The organism is Brevibacterium sp. Mu109 (assembly GCF_900169375.1).
Classification (GTDB): Bacteria; Actinomycetota; Actinomycetes; order Actinomycetales; family Brevibacteriaceae; genus Brevibacterium; species Brevibacterium yomogidense_A.
The window spans coordinates 156,719-171,486 of record NZ_FXZF01000001.1; the positions used below are offsets into that span (position 1 = coordinate 156,719).

The following is a 14,768-nucleotide window of genomic DNA, read 5'->3' on the forward strand; positions in this document are numbered from 1 at the left end:
CCCACGCCGGTGCAGCTCGGTACGTGGCGCGCCGTCGCCGGTGGGGAGCACGCACTCGTCGTCGCCCCCACCGGCTCCGGCAAGACCCTCGCCGCGTTCCTCCATGCGATCGACCGGCTCGCGAGCGAGAAGCGCGCAGCCGCCGGTACTCGCGTCCTCTACGTCTCCCCCGTCAAGGCCCTGGCCGCCGATGTGCGGAAGAACCTCGAGGCGCCGCTCGCCGGGATCGCCGCACGACAGGCTGATGCCGACCGCGACTCCGGTGCCGGAACAGACCCCGGCACCTCCCCCAGCTCCGGCTCCGGGACTGCCGACGACCTCGGCCCCGGTGACTCCCGCACCACCGTCAGCGTGGGGATGCGCACGGGGGACACCCCTCCGGCGGAGCGCGCACGGCTGGTGCGCAGACCGCCGGACATCCTCGTGACGACGCCGGAGTCGCTCTACCTCATGCTCACGTCACGGGCGCGAGACACTCTGCGCACCGTCGACACCGTCATCGTCGACGAGGTGCACGCGGTCGCGGGCACGAAGCGCGGGTCGCACCTCTCCCTCTCGCTGGAGCGCCTCGACGATCTGCTCGAGCGACCCGCTCGGCGGATCGGGCTGTCCGCGACGGTCAGTCCGCTCGACACCGTCGCCGCGTTCCTCGGCGGGTCGGCGCCGGTCACGATCGTGCAGCCGGCCGCCGAGAGGGTCCCCGACATGCGCATCGTCGTGCCCGTTCCGGACCTCGACGACATCGCAGGAGCAGGGAGCGGCGACGCCACCGCCCACGCGAGCGCTGCCGGCGACGAGAGGACCGGCTCGATCTGGCCGCACATCGAGGCGAGCGTCCTCGACTCCGTGCTCGCCCACCGATCGACGATCGTCTTCGTGAACTCCCGCGGTCTCGCGGAGAAGCTCACGGCGCAGCTCAACGCGCTCCACGCCGATCGTCTCGACGCCGCCCATCCCAAGGTCCTGCACTCCGCGACCGGACCGACGACGAACCGCTCCGCACGCCGGCACGGTGCTGCATCAGAGGACGGTCCTGCGTCTGACGAGCCCGCCATCACTGCTCCCGGGGAGTCCACCGTCATCGCGCGGTCCCACCATGGCTCCGTGTCGAAGGAGCAGCGGAAACTCGTGGAGGACGACCTGAAGTCGGGGTCCCTGCGCTGCGTCGTCGCGACGTCCAGCCTGGAGCTGGGCATCGACATGGGCGATGTCGACCTCGTCATCCAGATCGCCGCGCCACCGGACGTGGCGAGCGGCCTCCAGAGGGTCGGGCGGGCGAACCACCGAGTGGGGGCGACGGCCTCGGGCCTCGTCTTCCCGCGGACCCGGCGCGATCTCCTCGAGTCTGCCGTGATCGTCGAGCGGATGGAGCGCGGCCTGCTGGAACCGCTCTCGCCTCCGGCGAACCCCCTCGACGTGCTCGCGCAGCACACGGTCTCTGCGACGGCGCTCGAGGACGTGGAGCTGGATGCGTGGTGGGCGACGGTCCGCCGGGCCCACCCTTTCCGGCGCCTCAGCCGCGCGTCCTTCGAATCGGTGATCGGCATGCTCGCCGGCCGCTGGTCGTCCGAGGCATTCACCGATATGCGTCCGCGCCTCGTGTGGGACCGGGACGCGGGCACTCTGACGGCCCGCTCCGGTGCCCAGCGCCTCGCCACGACCAATGCCGGCACGATCCCCGACCGCGGCGCGTACTCCGTGGTCCTCCCCGAAGGCGCCGAGGCCGCGGGCGCCCGGCGGGTCGGCGAGCTCGACGAGGAGATGGTCCACGAATCACGGGTGGGCGACGTCATCACCCTGGGTGCGGGATCGTGGCTGGTCCAGGAGATCTCGACGGACCGGGTGACGGTCGTGCCGGCACCGGGCCGCTCGGCTCGTCTGCCGTTCTGGCACGGGGAGGGACCGGGGCGTCCCATGGCGCTCGGCGAAGCGATCGGCGGCTTCGCGCGCGCCATCGCGGACGCCGCAGACCACCCCGGCCCGAGCCTCGGCGGACCTCCCCGTCCCGGCCCCGACCGCGTCACCTCCAATCTGCAGTCCTTCGTCTCCGCACAGCGCGACGCGACCGGTGTCGTGCCGAGCGACACCGACCTCGTGCTCGAGATCTGTCCCGAGGAGACCGGCGACCTCCGCCTCATCCTGCACTCCCCCTACGGCCGCCGCGTCCACGCCCCGTGGGCGCTGGCGATCGATGAGCGCCTGCGGGAGCGGTTCGGCGGAAGCGCAGCCGTGATGGCCGCCGACGACGGCATCGTCGCGCGGATCCCCGCCGAGGACGCGGACGGGACGGACATCGACCCCGCTCTGTTCGCCTTCGACCCCGACGTCCTGTCCCAGCGGGTCGAACGGCTCGTGGGCGGGTCGGCGCTCTTCGCCGCGCGGTTCCGGGAGTGCGCGGCGAGAGCGCTGCTGCTGCCGCGACGGGATCCCGGTCGGCGCACACCCCTCTGGCAGCAGCGACTGCGGGCGGGCCGCCTCCTCGAGGCAGTGGCCGAGTTCCCCGACTTCCCGATCCTCATCGAGACGGCGCGCGAATGCCTCGAGGACGTCTACGACCTGGCCGGTCTGCGGCGCCTCATGGCGGGGATCCGCGAGGAGTCCGTGCGGGTGCACGTCGCGCACACGGCGGTGCCGTCGCCGTTCGCCGGAGATCTGCTGTTCGGGTACGTGGGTGAGTTCCTCTACGAGGGCGATCGTCCGCTCGCGGAGCAGCGCGCGTCCGTCCTCGCGCTCGACCCCGCGGTGCTGGCCGATCTCGTCGGCCGGGAGGACGCCGGGGAGCTGCTGGACCCCGCACTCATCGCCGAGGTCGAGGCCGAGCTCCAGCGCACCCTCCCCGGCAGACGCGCCCGTGGCGTGGAGGGCGTCGCGGACCTCCTGCGCGAACTCGGACCCCTGACCGCCGCCGAGGTCGCTGCCCGGTGGGAGGTTGACGCCCGGTCGGAGGACACAGACCGGTCGGAGGACACAGGCAAGCCGGAGAACGCAGCTCGGGCGAAGACCTCGGGCCCGGCACACACTGACGCGGTGGCGGAGGAATCCGCGGAGGCGCTCGACGCGCTGGCGGCGGCGGGCCGCGCAGTCGTCGCATCACGGACGTCCGGCGCGACTCCGCTGTGGGCCGCGGTCGAGGACGCCGGCAGGCTGCGCGCTGTCATGGGCCCCTCAGCAGTGCGTATGGGCACCTCGGCGACGGGAGCGGGTCAGCAGGATCGCTCGGATCGGAAGATCCCCGACGAGCATCTGGACTCCGGTCCCGATCCCCTGCGCGACCTGGTCGTGCGCCGTGCTCGCACCTGCGGAGTCGTCACGGCGGACGACCTCGCGGAGCGGTTCGCAGTGGGGCACGCACTCGTCCTCCCCCTCCTCGAGCGACTGGACGGCGAGGGCGTCCTCATCGCGACCGCATCCGGGTGGATGCACACGGACGTCTTCGCCCGCGTGCGGCGGCGGGGACTCCAGGCAGCGCGCGCGGCCACGCGTCCGGTGCCTGCCCGCGCCTACGCACGGCTGCTCGCGGAACGGCATGCTCTCGGCGGGCGGAGGCACGGGACCTCGGGACTGGTCCGCGCACTCGAGCAGCTGTCCGGTGCCGCGCTGCCCGCCTCTCTGTGGGAATCTCAGATCCTCACCGCCCGCGTCGGGGACTTCTCGCCTCATCTGCTGGACGACCTCGTCGCCGCCCGCGAGGTCGTCTGGACACCTGCCGATGCATCCGCTGACACGGTGCCGGATCCGCTCATCGCTCTGCCCCTCGCTGAACTGGCGGACGAATCCCTTCACGCAGACGACGGCTCCGACCTGTCAGAGCTGCAAAGGGCCATCCTCGACGTCCTCGCCGCCGGCGGTGCCTGGACGGCCGAGGAGATCAGCGCGCGAGCGACCGCGCAGTCGCCGGCCCCACCTCCGGCCCATTCGCCAGCCGTGCCCCCGACCCCCGACGGGTTGCGCACGGCACTGTGGGGGCTGGCCCGCCGAGGTCTCGTGACGACGGATTCCCTCGCACCCGTGCGGGGCGCGGCGGACGCGGCGCCTGCAGGGGGCCGGGAGCGCAGCGTGCGGGGGCTCAGAGCCGGTGGTTCCGCCGGTTCTGCCAACCGGCGGTCGCGGGGTCGCTCGGGCCGGACCCGCGGCACCGGGCGGAGGCCGCGACTCCGGGAGGTGGGGGCAGACAGCGAGCTGTTCGGCTCGTCGTATGGGTCGGCGTACCGGTCACTGGCGCCGACTGCGGTGGACATGCCCGACCCCCGCGTGCGAGGCCGCTGGACCGCTGCGGCCGTCGACCGGATGGGGCCGACGGAGAGGGCGCTCGGCCTGGTCGAAGCGCTGCTCGATCGCTACGGTGTAGTCAGCCGCGACGCCGCCGTCGCCGAGGCCGTTCCCGGCGGATTCTCCGTCGTCCACCGCATCTGCGCACGCCTGGAGGAGGCAGGTCATGTGGTCCGCGGTCACTTCGTCGACGGCCTCGGTGGAGCACAGTTCGCGGAACCGTCCACGGTGGATCGGCTCCGCGACCTCGCGTCGTCGAGCGCCGTGGGTTCAGTGCGGTCTGCGGGTTCAGTGCTTCCACCGAGTCCAGCGGGCGCAGCACCCTCGGGCGGTCCCGTCGTCGTCTCCGCCGTCGATCCCGCGAATCCGTACGGTCGGATGCTGCCCTGGCCACCGGGAACAGGCGAGGGCAGCCGGCCGGACGGTCCCGGTGTTACGCGTCCGTCGAGGTCAGCGGGAGCACTCGTCGTGCTGGACGACGGGGAGGTGCGCGCGTGGCTCTCACGCGGCGGCCGCACCCTCCTCACGTTCGCGAGTGCCGACGAGGCACGGACGCCACGGGCGGAGGCAGACGCTCCGGACACGGCACGCACGGCAGACGCGGCGAACGATTCCATCACCGACGAGACGCGACAGCACGCGGAGGCACTCGTGGCCTTCCTCCGACGCTCCGGTGCCGCCGATCTCACGCTGGAGACCATCGACGGGGTCTCCACCTACCGGCATCCCTGGTCGACGGCGCTGCAGGATGCTGGCCTGTCCGTCACACCGCGAGGGCTCCGCTTCCACCGTCGCGCGTAGGTGTTCTGCGCCGCCGTCGCGCGTGGGTGTTCGGCGGAACGAGCTCGATGAGCGCTGCAGCCACTTGCCGTCGACCGATACCGTGAGCTGCATGACTGCAGGACCTCCACGAGCGTCGCGGGACTTCTCCGATCCCGTCCCGCCTGCGAGCCCCGTCGCTCCGTCGACGCACTTCCTCGAGAGGCTGCAGGCGGACACCGATGCAGCACAGGCGACGGCTCACCATCCGGGTTCAGAGTTCACCGGGGCGAGCTCCGACCTGCACGCACGGCTCGAAGCACACATCGAGTCCGTGCGCGCCGAACTCGTGGATCTCATGCTCGATCTGGCGGAGCATCCGGAGACCGCGTTCCAGGAGCACCGGTCCGCGCGGGCGATCGTCGATGTCCTCGCTCGCCACGGAGTCGAGGCGCAGTTGGGTGTCCATGGACTGGAGACGGCGATCCGCGCCGAGATCAACCCGTGTGCCTCTGCCACCTCCGGGAATGCGAGAGCAACGCATGCGATCGGAGCAAAGCCTCCGGTCGTCGCTGTGCTCTCCGAGTACGACGCGCTGCCCGAGATAGGTCACGGGTGCGGGCACAATGTCATCGCCGTCATGGGCCTCGGCGGGTTCCTGGGGTTGAAGATGCTGGCCGACGAGGACCCGGAGGCCGTTCCCGGTCGTGTGGTGTTCCTCGGAACGCCGGCTGAGGAGGGCCATACCGGCAAGGAACACATGGCGCAGGAGGGTGCGTTCGACGAGATCGATGTCGCCGTCATGGCACATGGGTACGGCCATGACCTCGCCGACCAGCTGTGGCTGGGCAGGCGCACTCTCACCGTCGACTTCCACGGTCATACCGCCCATGCGTCCGCGCAGCCGTTCATGGGGCGCAATGCGCTCGATGCCGCTTCCCTCATGTATCAGGGGCTGGGCCTCCTGCGTCAGCAGATGCCGCCCACCGACCGGATCCATGCAGTGATCACGTCGGGCGGTGACAGAGCCAGTGTCATCCCCGACCTCGCGCGCGTCGAGATGTACGTGCGTTCCCCTGCCCCGGAGACGCTGCGCGACCTCTCCTCCCGGGTCGACGATGTGGCCCGCGGGGCCGCTCTCATGACCGGGTGCGGTGTGACGATCAGGTGGGATGAGCACCCTCCGTCACTCTCCGTCCGCTCGAACGAGGCACTCACCGGCAGGTGGGTGGAGGCACAGCGCGGCCGTGGCCGTGATCCGCTGCCGCGAGGAGTCGTATCCGAGACTCTCGCTGCGTCGACGGACTTCGGGAACGTGAGTCACAGGCTCCCGGGGATGCACCCCCTCATCAAGATCAGCGATTCGGCGGTCGCCCTGCACACTCGAGAGTTCGCGGATGCCGCGACGTCGGACCTTGCGAGAGCGGCAGCGGCAGACGGTGCATACGGCCTCGCGGCAACACTCCTGGACGTACTCCACGACGACGAGCTCGCCGCGGCTGTCGCGGAGGAGTTCGACAGGACCGGTGGGGCGATCGACGTGCCGAGCTACTTCGACTGAGGGCCCACCCCTGCCCTGGACGTCAGAACGGGGGTGGCACCTCGCCGGGCACGTCGGGCACGTCGGACGTCTCAGATTCCTCCGGTGCTTGAACCGTGGTGAACAAGTCCGGGCCCTCGAAGTCCTCCCCCACTGGCGCCCGATCCAACAACTCCGCCCGCGCCACCAACACCCCCGGATCAGGAGGATCCAACCCCGCCGCCAACGGCGGCGGAGACGTCGACGCGGTCTGCCCCATCGGCAGCACCCACGCCACTTCATTCCGCCCCAAACGCTGCAACCGGATGACGCCCTGAGTCTTCAACTCATGATGGTGCTTACACATCGCATGCAGGTTCTCCATCACCGTCAACCCACCCGAGGCGGGATCGATCTTCGAGAACCTGCAGCAATGCTCGATCTCACACCACCCCGCCGGATAACTGCAGCCGGGCACTGTGCAGGTGCGCCACTTCGCACGCACCGTCCGCCGCATCGCAGCCGTCGGCTCATACGTCTGCGCCACATGATCCGTCACAATGCTCGTCGCCGGATCCGTCAACACCCGAAACCACGACGTCGCATGCCCCGCCGCATCCCTGCAGAACTCCGCAGAGACCGGCACATCCCCATTCACCCGCCCCGGCCGCTCATCCACCGACAACACCGTCGAGACCGGCACCGTGATCGTCACCTGCGCCTGCTTCCGCAACCAATCCCCATCCGTCGGACACAGAACATCGATGAACGAGCCCTCAGGAAGATCAGCCCCATCTCCGGCACCGGTCTTCGGGCCGACACGGACCTGCGTCTGCGGACGAGAGCCGGCGAGCAGGTCGAACATCAGCTCCGCGACTCGACGATCATCCAGAAGTCGTCCGGCCAGGTCCTTCGCATCCAGGTCCTGCCCATCCTTCATCAGCCCGAGCGCACCGATCTCCTGCCTGCGAATCGCTCTGGCCATTGCACGCAGCCGTTGGAACAGCGCCTCGATCACACCGATCGGACCGATCATCTCCAACACCGCCGTGTCATCATCACGCCGCTCGATCCGCACACACCGCTTCTTCCGCGCCGCATCAGGATCAGCAGCCACCGGGTCCAGGATGCGGATCCGCATCCTGGCCTGCTTCTCGAACTGATCCAACGACAACCCCGCATCCAACCCATCCAAGAACCCATCCAGAGCCTGGATCTCTGACAAGGGAAGAAGGGCGTCATCGATGCGGAAATGCAGACGCTCCACTCGCTCGGTTGACAGCCGGCCTGCTACGACGGAGGACAGCAGGTTGTGCAGACCGATGAACTCCACAATCGCCCGAGCCGAGACTCTCCGTGCTGTCTCCACCTTGGTGCGCAGCTTCGCCGCGACCACGATCATGTCCTCACTGGCCAGCAGCTCACGGGCACGCGTCGAGATCCGCGGATCGTCATAGGAACCAGCGGCAAACGCAGAACCGGCAGGAGGGTCTTCGGGAGCCTGTGCTTGTGTCGCATTGTTCTCTGGTTGCTTGGGTTCCGGGGCGGTGAGGAACGTCTCCAGCTCCCCCTCCCCACCCTTCCGATTCAGCACCCGATTCAGGAGGAATGCCGCGAGCTGGGCGGTCTCCACCGCACGCAACCGTCCGACGACCTCGGCTGTGTGCGACCACTCACCCAGCAGACCAACAGACGAGACCGCGGCCTCGGGGCCCTCTGACGCCTCGGCACGGCCCGAGTCCTCTGTGCCCTCGGTTCCTCCATCAGGCTGTGGGTGACGTGCAGACTCCTGCGCACCGGCCGTAGCCTCCGCCGCTGGCTGGGAGCCGAACGACCATGAGAACGGGCCCGTGACCCCGAACTCGCCCGAAGCCACCCGCCCGATCGCGGCGCGCACATCAGCCACTGTCAGCAGCTGGGCGGGACCGCCCTCGGGCTCGTCACGGAGCCGACCACGAGCAAGATCCTCCGTCATCGCCCCTCGCCTCCCCCTCGAAGCCTCAACCACCCTGCAGAACACAGCCACCGTGGATCGTTCATCTCACCGTTCACGGTGAGTGACAGATCATCTTTATTGATGTTCTACATACTATTCGAAGGCGCGGACATAACTTCCGCGCGCACTTCCCCAGCCCCCGAAAACGCAGGCACCACCGCACGCGCCCATGCCGTTCAGGCGGCCTTGAACCGCAGCATCGTCGTCACCGGCGCAGAATCCGGCATCAACGCCGTGGGCTCCGGCCAGGCGATATTCGCAGCCGGTGGATTCGACGCAGAGAGTCGCAGGGATGACATCTGGCGGCCACCAAAAGCGTGATACGGGTCGGCCAACCTGTGGATGCGGTCGGGCGACTCTGTGAAACCGGCCCGACAGCCCTGCGAAACGAACCGAGGGACCGAGGAGACGCGTCCGCACCCAGCGCGCCCGCGACATCCTGCGCCGCCAGGCCCGCGAATCCTCGTCTAGGTCCGCGAATCCTCCTCCTCGTCATCCGTGTCCCGCTGGACATGGATGGAGCGCACTCCGTCCACCTCGTGGAGGTGCGGCACGAGGTCCCGCAACGGCATGCGCCCCTTGAAGCGCACGTCGAGCTGGACCAGATCCGTCTGGTCCAGCCGACGGGTTGACAGGATGAAGGCGGAGAAGCCGACCTCCGTCGCCTCGGCGAGGAGTCGGCGGAGCACACCTTCACCATCGGCGTAGACGATCCGCAGCACCCGATTCGTGTCGCGCGTCGGGATCTTCGCGACGATGGGCCCCATGACCACCAGCGCGAAGAGATGGGCCACGGTGAGGCCGACCGCCAGCGACACCATGCCCGCGCCCGCCGCCATGCCGACGGCCGCGGAGACCCAGATCGTCGCCGCAGTGGTGAGGCCCCGCACCGCGTCGCGGCGCGTGAAGATGACTCCGGCGCCCAGGAAGCCGATCCCCGTGACGATCTGCGCCGCGATGCGCGACGGGTCGAGAGTGACATCATCCCCCAGCACGTGGGCGAAGCCGAAGCTGGACACCAGGGTGAAGCCCGCTGAACCCGTACCGACGAGCACGTGCGTGCGGAACCCCGCAGCCTTCTGGCGCACCTGCCGCTCGATCCCGATGAACGCGCACAGCACGAACGCAAGAGCCAGGTAGCCCAGCTCCAACCCCGAAGACTCAGTCCACAGGTCCATGCCCCCATTGTCCACCCGATCATCGCGGCAGGACATGGGCGCTCTCAGGACGACCAATGGGCAACCGTGTGCGCGGAGCAGAGCCCGCCAGCCCGCCCAAGCGACTACCGCTGGTCGAGCGTTCAATCGTTACCCGAACGTGACGCACAACACACACTTTCGCACTACGCTCAGAATCAGTCTTCGTCGGTGTCAACGGCGACTCGGCGAAGACCGCCCGACGCGCGGTCGCAGTGATGCGCCAAGACCGTCGATGCGCCAGTCCAGCTCACCCATCGAGGAGCCGCAGATGACGCGATCCATCCTTCCCATCTCTGGGAAACGACTCACAGGAATCGGCGCCGCCGCCTCCGCCCTGGTCCTGCTCGCAGGCTGCGCCGGCGGAGCGGGCGGCGAGGGCCCCGGGCAGGCCGCAGGAGCGGACTCCGGCTTCGAGTACGACGCCTCCCAGGAAGACGTCGATGCGGCGATCGCCGACCTCGAGCCCGTCACGCTCACGTTCCAGAGCGGTTCACCGTCCGAGATCTCCACGAGCGGCGAACAGGCGCTCGAGTTCAAAGAGGAGGTCGAGGAGCGATCCGGCGGGAAGATCACCGTCGACATCGCCTGGGGCATGAGCATCGCGGGCTACCCAGAGGTCGTCGACGCGCTCCAGGACGGTCGCGTCGACATCTCGTACCACCTGCTCGGCTACGAGCCCCAGCGCTTCCCCGAGGCGACGGACATCGGCACGGCACTCGCCAGCGTCGGCTATTCACCCCAGGTCGGTGAGATGACGGCCTACGCGGTCGGCAGTGCGATCGGGTGGAGCAACGAGGGCCACCTCCAGCGCTTCGAGGACGAGGGCGTCACCCCGCTCGCCCCCTTCATCACATCCGGCGCCTACTCGCTCAACTGCAACTCGGAGATCGCGACGGCGGAGGACTTCGAGAACAAGCAGGTGCGGATCGGCGCGGCTTCGCAGCAGTCAGCGGCCACCCACTTCGGCGCAGTGCCCACGAGCATGGAGTTCACCGAGGCGTTCGAGGCGATGCAGCGGGGGACGATCGACTGCGACCTCTCACCCATGTCCGCGAAGGACATCAGCGGCGTCTACGAGGCAGCACCGCACCTGACGTACTCGACGCAGGCGAACTGGCCGCGGTTCCCCGCCACATACATGGCCGGATCGACGTTCACGGATCTGCCGCTCGCCTACCAGCAGATCATCGCGGACAGCTCTGCGATGTCGCTCGCCTCGGACGTCCAGGGGTACATCAACTCCAACGCCCAACACATCGACGACCTCCACTCCGTCGACGGCACGATCAATGAGTTCGACGACGCCTGGCAGGAGCAGCTCGCCGAATACATCCCCACCCTCCAGCAGGAGGCCATCGACAACGGAACGATCGATGACGCGACGCTCACGCAGATCGCTGATCTGGAAGAGGAGTGGACCACGAAGATCGGAGAGCTCGGCTACGAGGACGGCGGCGACATGGAAACCATCAACGAATGGGTCGACCGGGAAGCCGACTTCGACGAGTACGCATGGGCGGTATACGAGGAGACCGGGGCTCTCGAGAACCGTCCGGGATCCTGAACGGAACGACCGCGCAGAGGACCCCCGAGGAGCAGGATGCTCCCCGGGGGTCCTCTGCGCGTGTTCAGAGCAGCGGGCAGGTGTCGTGCAGCCGCCCACACTTCCTGTTCACTCCGCCTGCTCTTCCTACTCTTCGTCCGCGCCGCGATAGCGCTGATACGGCGTCTGATTCCACGCGCGGGCATCCAGAGAGTCTTGCATGAGGTTGATCGGGATCTCCTCCAGCAGCGCCCGGGCTGCCGTCAGCTCGCGCTCCACCTCTGCGCGATCCTGGTACATGAACTCATCCGAGGCGGTGTCCGGCGCGCTCTTCAGCTTCACCTCGAGATCCGCGATGAGGCGCTCCTGCCGCTGACGGAACGCGTCCCGCGCCTCGTCCTTCCACCCCCGCTGCATCGAACGATTGCGATCAAGGATGCTGGTGTACTCGTTGTACACGTCCTCATAGACGAGACCCGCATGCTCGCGCACGTCGCGCACTGCAGCTTCCAGATCTTCCAGAGTCAGGTCCTCGACCTTGAGCGGCACGTGGCGTGGAGAACCACCCAGTCCGCTGTACTCGAGGTAATACGGGAACATGCTCTTGATGATCTTCCCGACAGGCTGCGTGACGGCCTCGTTGTTGTCGTCCATGCCCTTGGGCTGCACACCCTGGACACCGCCCATTGCCGACTCCGGTCGCACGATCTCCTTGGGCGGCATGATGCCGTACCGCAGCAGCTCCCGGACTCCGGTGCCAGAGATATTGAGGCGGTAGCGGACGTCGTCATTGTTCGACGTGCGCTCCGTCGCGTGCGTCGCGGCGCGTACGTCGTAGAAGACTTCGTGGAACAGGCGCACGTCGATGCCCAGTTCTTCCTGGGTGTAGTCGCTGAAGACATTATGGCCCGCGTACTTGTCGTAGAAGTCGCCCACTCCGGCGTGATCGCGGCCGATGAGCGCGTGGGTGCATCCATAATTCTTCATGATGAGCGCGTGGAGGATCGCTTCCCGCGGGCCCGCGAAGATATAGGTGACCCGCAGGGGCGACAGGAGAGAGCGGTCAGCTGGATAGTAGGTGTCAATCACGTTCTGGTAGGCGCGCATCCGGAATTCGTGGCGGATATATTCTCGCTTGGCCAGCTCGACCAACGGCTGGAGGAACAGACCGTCGACCTCCTCGAGCGCATTGCGGTGAATGTACTCGTGACCACGGTGCAGCGGGTTCGCGCCGGTGATGAACCCAGCGACGGAACCATACTTCTTCTCCTCATAGAAGGTCCGCCACGTGTCCTTCGGAGTGCGCCGCAGCTGCTCGAACGGGCCCCAATCGACCCGGTTGAGCAGGTTGAGGGTGCCGCCCAGGGAAGTGCTGCCCATCCGCCGATAGATGGAGTCCACACCCGGGTGGTCCCGGTCCGTCGTGCCGAACAGGTTCTTCGCACGGTGGTCGCGGTCGTACGTGAAGATGTCTTCGATGTTGAGGATCGCAACCGGCTCGTTCTGGTCATCCACCAGACTGACGTCGTCACCGACGCCCAGCAGCTTGATGATCTCCTCGTTCTTCTTACCGATCGGGGCGAAGCTCAGTGGCACCGGCCAGACGAGCCCGTCTGTCAGACGTCCGGTCTCCAGGACGGAAAGGTACTGGTCCTCATTCATGAAGCCCTTGTGAGGAGAGAGGACTCCAGTCGTGATCATCTCGATCGTGATGATCGCTTCCAGATCGACACGGATACTCGGTAGCGACCTGGCTCGCTCGATCTCTGCTTCACGGCGGTCACCGGTCACAACCTGATCCACGAGTGTTCCGCCATGCGGCTTCTGCGGGTATTCGTCGAAGTTCAGCGACACTGCTCATCAACCTCTCATACGCCTCTGGCGGTCTCAGCGAGGCGGCTAGGGGGCCCACGTCAGCACGTCGACGTGCTGCTTCTGAGCCACCATAGCCGCAATATCGACCGGGCCGCCGAGTAACCGGAACTCCTGAGCGTCCCAGCGTCTCCAGCTCCTCGTCAGGTCACAACACCTTGTTGAGGAAGGCTCGGGTCCGCTCTTCCTGCGGGTCGTCGAAGATCTTCTCCGGAGGCCCCTGCTCCACGAGTACTCCGCCATCCAGGAATAGGACCCGGTCGCCGACTTCCCGTGCGAATCCCATCTCATGAGTGACCACGACCATCGTCATGCCCTCCTGCGCCAAGTCCTTCATCACCGCGAGGACCTCACCGACGAGTTCGGGGTCGAGGGAAGACGTCGGCTCGTCGAAGAGCATGATCTTCGGCTCCATCGCTAGCGCCCGGGCGATCGCCACTCTCTGCTGCTGCCCTCCGGAGAGGCTGCCGGGATAGGCGTTTTCCTTCTCGGCAAGACCGACCTTCTCCAGCAGTGCCTTCCCCCGCGCACGCGCACTCTCGCGGTTGAGATCTCGCACCTTCATCGGAGCGAGCATGATGTTCTCGATGACGGTCTTATGGGGGAAGAGGTTGAACTGCTGGAAGACCATCCCGATCTCCGCACGGACATCGTCGATCCGAATGCGTCGATCCGTCAGACTGCTGCCGTCGATGACGACCTCGCCGCTGGTGATCTCCTCCAGCAGATTCAGGCACCGCAGTAAGGTGCTCTTGCCGGAACCGGACGGACCGATCACGCAGACCACTTCGGACTCGTCGACACTGCAATCGATGCCGGCGAGCACTTCGTTTTTGCCGAAGGACTTGTGCAGGTCACTGACCTCGATGATCATGCGCGACTCTCCAAACGCTTCTCGATGATCCTCAGGACACCTGACAGAGTCAGCGTGATCGCCAAGTAGAAGACCGCGACGGCGGAGTAGATCTCCACCGCGTTGAAATGGTTGGCGGCGATCAATCGACCCTGGAAGATCAGCTCAGGCACAAGGATCACCGACAGCAGCGAGGTGTCCTTGATGCTGATGATGAACTGATTACCGAGCGGTGGGATCATCCGCTTGAACGCCTGGGGCCAGATGACGTGGAGCATCGTGGTCCGACGGCTCATCCCCAGCGAACGGCCGGCCTCCGACTGTCCCTTCTCGATCGACTGGACCGCACCACGGACGATCTCTGCGATGTAGGCACCCGAGTTCAGTCCGATGACGATGATGCCCGCGGTCACGGAGGGCAGCGTGTATTGGATGATGAGCGGGAGTGCGAAGTAGATCCAGATGGCCTGAACCAGCACGGGCGTGCCGCGGATGACCTCGATGTAGAACGTGGAGATCCAGTAGACCACTTTGAAACGGCTGATCCGGCCCAGGCCGACGAACGCGCCAAGCACGAAGCCGATCGCCAGGCCCACCACACTGATCAGCAGCGTGTAGTAGAGCCCGGTCATCAGCGCCGGCACGAAATCGATGACGCCGGCCCAGTTGAAGCCCAGCAGCTTCTGCATATTCAGAACGCCTTCCGCCATGAGGCGGGCATCCGCCGAGTGCCCGCCTCATGGAACGCATGGAGAGTC

The 14,768-nt window shown here is 67.3% G+C and carries 8 protein-coding genes; 3 read left to right on the forward strand and 5 right to left on the reverse strand.

The genetic code is table 11. The features are described 5' to 3' along the window. The first annotated feature begins 9 nt into the window (after nucleotides 1–9). Both BSP109_RS00695 and BSP109_RS00700 read left to right on the forward strand, forming a co-directional pair. A complete protein-coding gene (locus BSP109_RS00695; RefSeq protein ID WP_101599052.1) occupies nucleotides 10–5,070 on the forward strand; it encodes a DEAD/DEAH box helicase in 5,061 nt (1,686 codons plus the stop codon). A gap of 91 nt (nucleotides 5,071–5,161) precedes the next feature. Then, complete coding sequence (locus BSP109_RS00700) at nucleotides 5,162–6,589, forward strand: M20 family metallopeptidase (RefSeq protein WP_101599053.1); 1,428 nt, start codon at nucleotides 5,162–5,164, stop codon at nucleotides 6,587–6,589. A 22-nt stretch (nucleotides 6,590–6,611) separates the two neighbouring features. Here BSP109_RS00700 and BSP109_RS00705 read toward each other — a convergent pair whose 3' ends face one another. Beyond that, nucleotides 6,612–7,949, reverse strand: coding sequence for an HNH endonuclease signature motif containing protein (locus BSP109_RS00705; RefSeq protein ID WP_374700113.1), 1,338 nt, complete (start codon nucleotides 7,947–7,949; stop codon nucleotides 6,612–6,614). A 1,061-nt stretch (nucleotides 7,950–9,010) separates the two neighbouring features. Then, nucleotides 9,011–9,721 carry an MgtC/SapB family protein gene (locus BSP109_RS00710; RefSeq protein WP_101599055.1) on the reverse strand — a complete coding sequence of 237 codons (711 nt, stop codon included), beginning with the start codon at nucleotides 9,719–9,721 and terminating at the stop codon, nucleotides 9,011–9,013. A gap of 289 nt (nucleotides 9,722–10,010) precedes the next feature. Between BSP109_RS00710 and BSP109_RS00715 the strand changes: the two genes are divergently transcribed. Further along, the gene (locus BSP109_RS00715; protein ID WP_180959574.1) at nucleotides 10,011–11,306 is read left to right on the forward strand and encodes a C4-dicarboxylate ABC transporter substrate-binding protein; all 1,296 of its coding nucleotides are present in this window, start codon (nucleotides 10,011–10,013) and stop codon (nucleotides 11,304–11,306) included. 126 nt (nucleotides 11,307–11,432) lie between these two features. On the opposite strand, the gene BSP109_RS00720 is transcribed toward BSP109_RS00715, so the two are convergent. From BSP109_RS00720 to BSP109_RS00730, 3 genes are all read right to left on the reverse strand, one after another. After that, a complete protein-coding gene (locus BSP109_RS00720) occupies nucleotides 11,433–13,139 on the reverse strand; it encodes a sulfate adenylyltransferase (RefSeq protein ID WP_101599057.1) in 1,707 nt (568 codons plus the stop codon). 166 nt (nucleotides 13,140–13,305) lie between these two features. Next, complete coding sequence (locus tag BSP109_RS00725) at nucleotides 13,306–14,031, reverse strand: amino acid ABC transporter ATP-binding protein (protein ID WP_308297893.1); 726 nt, start codon at nucleotides 14,029–14,031, stop codon at nucleotides 13,306–13,308. Next, nucleotides 14,028–14,699, reverse strand: coding sequence for an amino acid ABC transporter permease (locus BSP109_RS00730; protein ID WP_101599141.1), 672 nt, complete (start codon nucleotides 14,697–14,699; stop codon nucleotides 14,028–14,030). Before BSP109_RS00730 ends, BSP109_RS00725 begins: the two co-directional genes overlap by 4 nt. Nucleotides 14,700–14,768 lie beyond the last annotated feature (69 nt).

Bases quoted from the DNA above. Each gene is read 5' to 3' on its own strand.
- BSP109_RS00700 (WP_101599053.1), top strand. From the start codon at position 5,162: ATGACTGCAGGACCTCCACGAGCGTCGCGGGACTTCTCCGATCCCGTC.
- BSP109_RS00705 (WP_374700113.1), bottom strand. From the start codon at position 7,949: ATGATCGTGGTCGCGGCGAAGCTGCGCACCAAGGTGGAGACAGCACGG.
- BSP109_RS00710 (WP_101599055.1), bottom strand. From the start codon at position 9,721: ATGGACCTGTGGACTGAGTCTTCGGGGTTGGAGCTGGGCTACCTGGCT.
- BSP109_RS00715 (WP_180959574.1), top strand. From the start codon at position 10,011: ATGACGCGATCCATCCTTCCCATCTCTGGGAAACGACTCACAGGAATC.
- BSP109_RS00725 (WP_308297893.1), bottom strand. From the start codon at position 14,031: ATGATCATCGAGGTCAGTGACCTGCACAAGTCCTTCGGCAAAAACGAA.
- BSP109_RS00730 (WP_101599141.1), bottom strand. From the start codon at position 14,699: ATGCAGAAGCTGCTGGGCTTCAACTGGGCCGGCGTCATCGATTTCGTG.